Source organism: Mesorhizobium sp. M1E.F.Ca.ET.063.01.1.1, assembly GCF_003998155.1.
GTDB lineage: Bacteria > Pseudomonadota > Alphaproteobacteria > Rhizobiales > Rhizobiaceae > Mesorhizobium.
The window spans coordinates 1-5617 of the sequence record NZ_RZSC01000383.1 but is presented as its reverse complement, the minus strand read 5'-3'; the positions used below and the strand labels follow the sequence as shown (position 1 = coordinate 5617).

The following is a 5617-nucleotide window of genomic DNA, read 5'->3' as shown; positions in this document are numbered from 1 at the left end:
ATCCCGAACAGGGCAATGCCGACCAGTCGGATAGCCCCGCCGACGACGGCAACGCGACCGACAACGGCAACGACACGGTCGTCGCTGCTGCCGAAGAAGCAAATGCCGCGCCGGGCGGGAGCGTCGCCAGTGAGCCGGCAGGCGACACCAGCGAACCGGCAGTCGCCGACGCAAACAGCTGATCCAGGTCCATTTTCCGGCATTCGAACGGCGGAGAGAAATCTCCGCCGTTTACGTTTGTGCGCGCCTGAAGCGCGTGGCGGATCTTTCAGTTCGCTGTTTCAAGTCTTTGTTTGGACGCATGTCGTTCTCCCAGAACCGCTGGTGCACTTCGGGCGACATGCATTGGAATATTCTGTTTTGACCGACATCAAGGCGTCTTGAGAGACCTTCGCCCATACACCATATCTCGGCTGAACAGGGCTCGGCTCGAATGAGCGGGTCCGTCACCGCAATCTGATCCGGTGCCGCAAAGCGGGCCGGTGACGGAAGGAGACAGATATGAATCTTGAAAAATACTCGGAGCGCGTGCGCGGTTTCATCCAGTCCGCGCAGACCATGGCGCTCTCGCGCAACCACCAGCAATTCACTCCAGAGCATATGCTCAAGGTGCTCGTCGACGACGACGAGGGCCTCGCCGCGTCCCTGATCGAGCGCACCGGCGGCCGTGTCCGCGACGTCAAGCTCGGCGTCGAGGCGGCGCTGGAAGCGATGCCGAAGGTGGAAGGCGGTAACGGCCAGCTCTATCTCGCCCAGCCGCTCGCCAAGGTGTTCTCGACCGCCGAGGAACTGGCCAAGAAGGCCGGCGACAGTTTCGTCACCGTCGAGCGGCTGCTGCAGGCGCTCGCCATGGAAAAGTCGGCCAAGACCGCCGACATCCTGGCCAAGGCCGGCGTCACCGCGCAGGCGCTGAACCAGGTCATCAACGACGTTCGCAAAGGTCGCACCGCCGATTCGGCCAATGCCGAACAGGGTTATGACGCGCTGAAGAAATATGCGCGGGACCTCACCGCCGACGCCCGCGCGGGCAAGCTCGATCCGGTCATCGGCCGCGACGACGAGATCCGCCGCACTATCCAGGTGCTGTCGCGGCGCACCAAGAACAACCCCGTGCTGATCGGCGAGCCCGGCGTCGGCAAGACGGCGATCGCCGAAGGCCTGGCGCTGCGCATCGTCAATGGCGACGTGCCGGAATCGCTCAAGGACAAGCAATTGATGGCGCTCGACATGGGCGCGCTGATCGCCGGCGCCAAATATCGCGGCGAGTTCGAGGAGCGGCTGAAGGCCGTGCTCAACGAGGTTACGTCCGCCAACGGCAATATCATCCTGTTCATCGACGAGATGCACACGCTGGTCGGTGCCGGTAAGGCGGACGGCGCGATGGATGCGTCGAACCTTCTGAAGCCGGCGCTGGCGCGCGGCGAGCTGCACTGCGTCGGCGCGACCACGCTCGACGAATACCGCAAGCATGTCGAGAAGGACGCCGCGCTTGCCCGCCGCTTCCAGCCCGTCTTCGTCGACGAGCCGACGGTCGAGGACACCGTCTCGATCCTGCGCGGCCTGAAGGAGAAGTACGAGCAGCACCACAAGGTGCGCATCTCCGATTCGGCGCTGGTGTCGGCCGCGACGCTTTCCAACCGCTACATCGCCGACCGTTTCCTGCCTGACAAGGCGATCGACCTGGTCGACGAGGCCGCGTCGCGGCTGAGGATGCAGGTCGATTCGAAGCCCGAGGCGCTGGACGAGATCGACCGCCGCATCATGCAGCTCAAGATCGAGCGCGAGGCGCTGAAGGTCGAGAAGGACGATGCCTCGAAGGATCGGCTGGCAAAGCTGGAGAAGGATCTGGCCGACCTCGAGGAGCAGTCGACCGAGCTGACGACCAAGTGGCAGGCCGAAAAGCAGAAGCTCGGCCTCGCCGCGGACCTGAAGAAGCAGCTCGACGAGATGCGCAATGAGCTTGCCATCGCCCAGCGCAAGGGCGAGTTCCAGCGCGCCGGCGAGCTTGCCTATGGCAAGATCCCGGAATTGGAGAAGAAGCTCAAGGAAGCCGAAGCCCAGGACGGCAAGGCCGGCATGGTGGAAGAGGTGGTCACGCCCGACCACGTCGCCCATGTCGTGTCGCGCTGGACCGGCATCCCGGTCGACAAGATGCTGGAGGGACAGCGCGAGAAGCTCTTGCGCATGGAAGACGAGATCGGCAAGCGCGTCGTCGGCCAGGGTGAAGCCGTGCAGGCGGTGTCGAAAGCCGTGCGCCGCGCCCGCGCGGGCCTGCAGGATCCGAACCGGCCGATCGGCTCGTTCATGTTCCTGGGCCCGACCGGCGTCGGCAAGACGGAACTGACCAAGGCGCTCGCCGCCTTCCTGTTCGACGACGAGAACGCCATGGTGCGTATCGACATGTCGGAGTTCATGGAGAAGCATTCGGTCGCCCGGCTGATTGGCGCGCCTCCCGGCTATGTCGGTTATGAGGAGGGCGGCGCGCTCACCGAAGCGGTGCGGCGCCGGCCTTACCAGGTCGTGCTGTTCGACGAGATCGAGAAGGCGCATCCGGACGTGTTCAACGTGCTGTTGCAGGTGCTCGACGACGGCCGGCTCACCGATGGCCAGGGCCGTACGGTCGACTTCCGCAACACGCTGATCATCATGACCTCCAACCTTGGCGCCACCTATTTGGTCGATCTCAGCGAGGACCAGGACGTCGACGTAGTGCGCGACGAGGTGATGAATGTCGTCAAGGCGTCGTTCCGTCCGGAGTTCCTCAACCGCGTCGACGAGGTGATCCTGTTCCACCGGTTGCGCCGTCAGGACATGGACCGCATCGTCGAGATCCAGCTCAGGCGGCTGGAGAACCTGCTTGTCGATCGCAAGATCACGCTGTCGCTCGACCACGATGCGATCGAGTGGCTGGCGTCGAAGGGCTACGATCCGGCCTATGGTGCCAGGCCACTGAAGCGGGTGATGCAGAAGGAATTGCAGGATCCGCTGGCGGAAAAGATCTTGCTTGGCGAAATCCTCGACGGCTCGACCGTCAAGGTCACCGCCGGCTCCGATCGCCTGAACTTCCGCTCGAAGCCGACCGTGGTGGCGACCGAAGCCGCCGCCTGATTCGAGCCAGAAAGCAGGTACAGGGGCGCGTCGCACCGGATCGGTGCGGCGCGCTCTTGCTTTTTGACGGGGCCGTACCGCAAAACCGTATCGGTCTCGGTTATCGGAAGGGGCGATTCCATTGAAGCTCGAGGACTATGACGGCTTCTGCGCTTCGCTGCCCGCCGCGACGCATGTCGTGCAATGGGGCGGCGCCCATGTCTGGAAGGTCGGCGGCAAGGTGTTCGCGATCGGCGGACACGACCGGGCGGGCCAAGTCTTCGTCACCTTCAAATGCTCCGACATGGCCTATGACGTGCTGAAGGAGCAGCCGGGCTGCCGGCCCGCGCCCTATCTCGCCTCGCGCGGTATGAAATGGATCCAGCGTCAGACAAGCCAGAGCATGGATGATGCGGCGCTGAAGGACTATCTGCGCGAAAGCCACCGCCTGGTTGTGCGGAAGCTGACGAAACTGGCACGCAGCGAACTGGGGCTGGGCTGACATTCGGTTCGGGATCATGGTGAAACGCTGGAAATCCGCCATCTTCATGCCCGGTTCATGTTGGAACCTTAATTTCGGTAACTGGTTTTGCAGGCGAAGGGTTCGCCCGCCAAGACCATGCCGACCGGAGAGCCTGACCCCCATGCTGCGCACGATCTTTTCCCTTTCGGCACTCGCGGCCGGGCTGGTGTCTTCCAGTGCATTCGCGGCGCCGAGCGGAGATGACGTTGAGAAGACGGCGCGGCCCGCGCTGCACGGCGCGTTCGTGCTCGCCCAGGACGGCAATATCGACATCTATTACGACGCCAGGGGCAACCGGGTGCTTGTCGATGCCGACACCGGCAAGGTCATCGCCATCCAGCCGCCGCAGAGCAGGCTCGATCGCCGGGCGCTTCGCCGTCAGCTACGGATGCAGGAGCTCGGCCGCGCGCCGGTCGAGGACGACGACCGCTACTATCTCGACAATCCCGACGACATGGCCCGCTTCCGCCGCAAGCAACTGGAAGAAGAGGGCAGGGTCATTCCGCCGCCGGTCGATGAGAACGATCCCTATAACGACAATTCCGTCGATGCCTATCCGCCGGCGCCGAACGACGAGGGCTACGCTACCACCTATCCGGAGGCGCCGAAGTCGGACGCCATCGGGCGCCAGCCGCTGAACGAGGCATCGATCGATCCCGCGCAGCCGGACCAGGGCGAAGTGCTGCAGACCAATCCGGACACCCAGGCCGCGCTGCCGCCGGACACGGGCGGCAAGGCCACCGTCGATCCGTCGTTGTCGCTCGGCGTGCGCCAGGACGTGGCCGACCTTCAAGTGCTGCTCGACCGCGCCGGCGCCTCGCCGGGTGTCATCGACGGGCGCTTTGGTTCCAACGTCGACAAGGCCTTGGCCGCCTACAACCAGATCACCGGCAGCAATCTGAAATCGACCGACGCCGTCGGCATCAAGACGGCGCTCGCCCAGTCGGGCGGCGACGCCTTCGCTTCCTATACGATCACGCCCGAGGACGCGGCCGGGCCCTATGTCGCTTCGATCCCGGAGGATTACAGCCAGAAGGCCAAGCTCGACCGCATGGGCTATACCTCCGTCACCGAGGCGCTGGCCGAGCGCTTCCACATGGACGAAGGCTATCTGAAGTCACTCAACAAGGGGCTCGACTTCACCCGCCCCGGCACGATCATCAAGGTCGCCAATTTCGGCCAGCTGGTGTCGACGGCAGTTGCCCGCATCGTAGCCGACAAGGACAAGAAGGAAGTCTTCGCCTATGACGCGGGCGGCAAGCTGGTCGCGGCCTATCCGGCTACCATCGGCTCGGCCGACACGCCGTCGCCGACCGGCATCCATACCGTGTCGCGCGTCGCGCTCGACCCGAATTACACCTACAACCCCAACATCAATTTCAAGCAGGGCCAGAACGACAAGATCCTGACCATCCCGCCGGGGCCGAACGGTCCGGTGGGTTCGGTCTGGATCGCGCTGGACAAGCCGACCTACGGCATCCACGGAACGCCCGATCCCTCCAAGATCGGCAAGACCGAAAGCCATGGCTGCGTTCGCCTGACCAACTGGGACGCGCGCGAACTCGCCAAGCTGGTGTCGCCAGGCGTCACAGTGGAATTCGTCGGCGGACCATCAATCGCGGATGTCGGCGGGATCTCAACCGATGATTTTACGCAGCAATGAGCCGCGCAGTGCGGCGGCATAGATCAGCTGCACCAGCAAAATGAAGGCGATGCTCAGCAGCGGAGTGATGAGGCAAAGCGCTGCGCCGATCGCCCACAGGATCTGCGCCTTGACTATGCGCTGATAGACGGTGCGCCGCGTTTGTGCATCGATGTCCTCCATCAGCATGCCGTTCCTGTCGGCGTACCACCAGCTCGCGAACAGCGTGACGCCGAGCATCAGAAGGTTCAGCCAGTAGACGAGCGCCGCGACGCGGAATTCGAGGAAATCGGCCAGCAGGTCGGTGGAAAACGGCAACAGCGCGATGAAGGCGAGAAAGCTGAGATTGAGCGTCGCCAGTCGCC

4 protein-coding genes and 1 pseudogene are annotated in these 5617 nt (G+C 63.9%); 4 read left to right on the top strand and 1 reads right to left on the bottom strand.

Annotated elements, in window-relative coordinates:
- The 4 genes from EOA29_RS41610 to EOA29_RS23215 form a co-directional block, all read left to right on the top strand.
- The coding region (locus EOA29_RS41610) for a hypothetical protein (RefSeq protein WP_210213168.1) at nucleotides 1-182 on the top strand (182 nt) is incomplete at its 5' end.
- 319 nt (nucleotides 183-501) lie between these two features.
- The gene (gene clpB / locus EOA29_RS23225; RefSeq protein ID WP_126091767.1) at nucleotides 502-3108 is read left to right on the top strand and encodes an ATP-dependent chaperone ClpB; all 2607 of its coding nucleotides are present in this window, start codon (nucleotides 502-504) and stop codon (nucleotides 3106-3108) included.
- A gap of 121 nt (nucleotides 3109-3229) precedes the next feature.
- Nucleotides 3230-3589: an MmcQ/YjbR family DNA-binding protein gene (locus EOA29_RS23220; protein ID WP_126091768.1), complete on the top strand. Its 360-nt coding sequence runs from the start codon at nucleotides 3230-3232 to the stop codon at nucleotides 3587-3589.
- 142 nt (nucleotides 3590-3731) lie between these two features.
- Nucleotides 3732-5273, top strand: a complete 1542-nt coding sequence (locus EOA29_RS23215) for a L,D-transpeptidase family protein (RefSeq protein ID WP_126091769.1) — start codon at nucleotides 3732-3734, stop codon at nucleotides 5271-5273.
- Here the strand turns inward: EOA29_RS23215 and EOA29_RS23210 are convergent.
- Nucleotides 5247-5617: pseudogene (locus EOA29_RS23210) on the bottom strand (hypothetical protein); the annotation flags it as partial. The gene EOA29_RS23215 and the pseudogene EOA29_RS23210 sit on opposite strands and share 27 nt — an antisense overlap.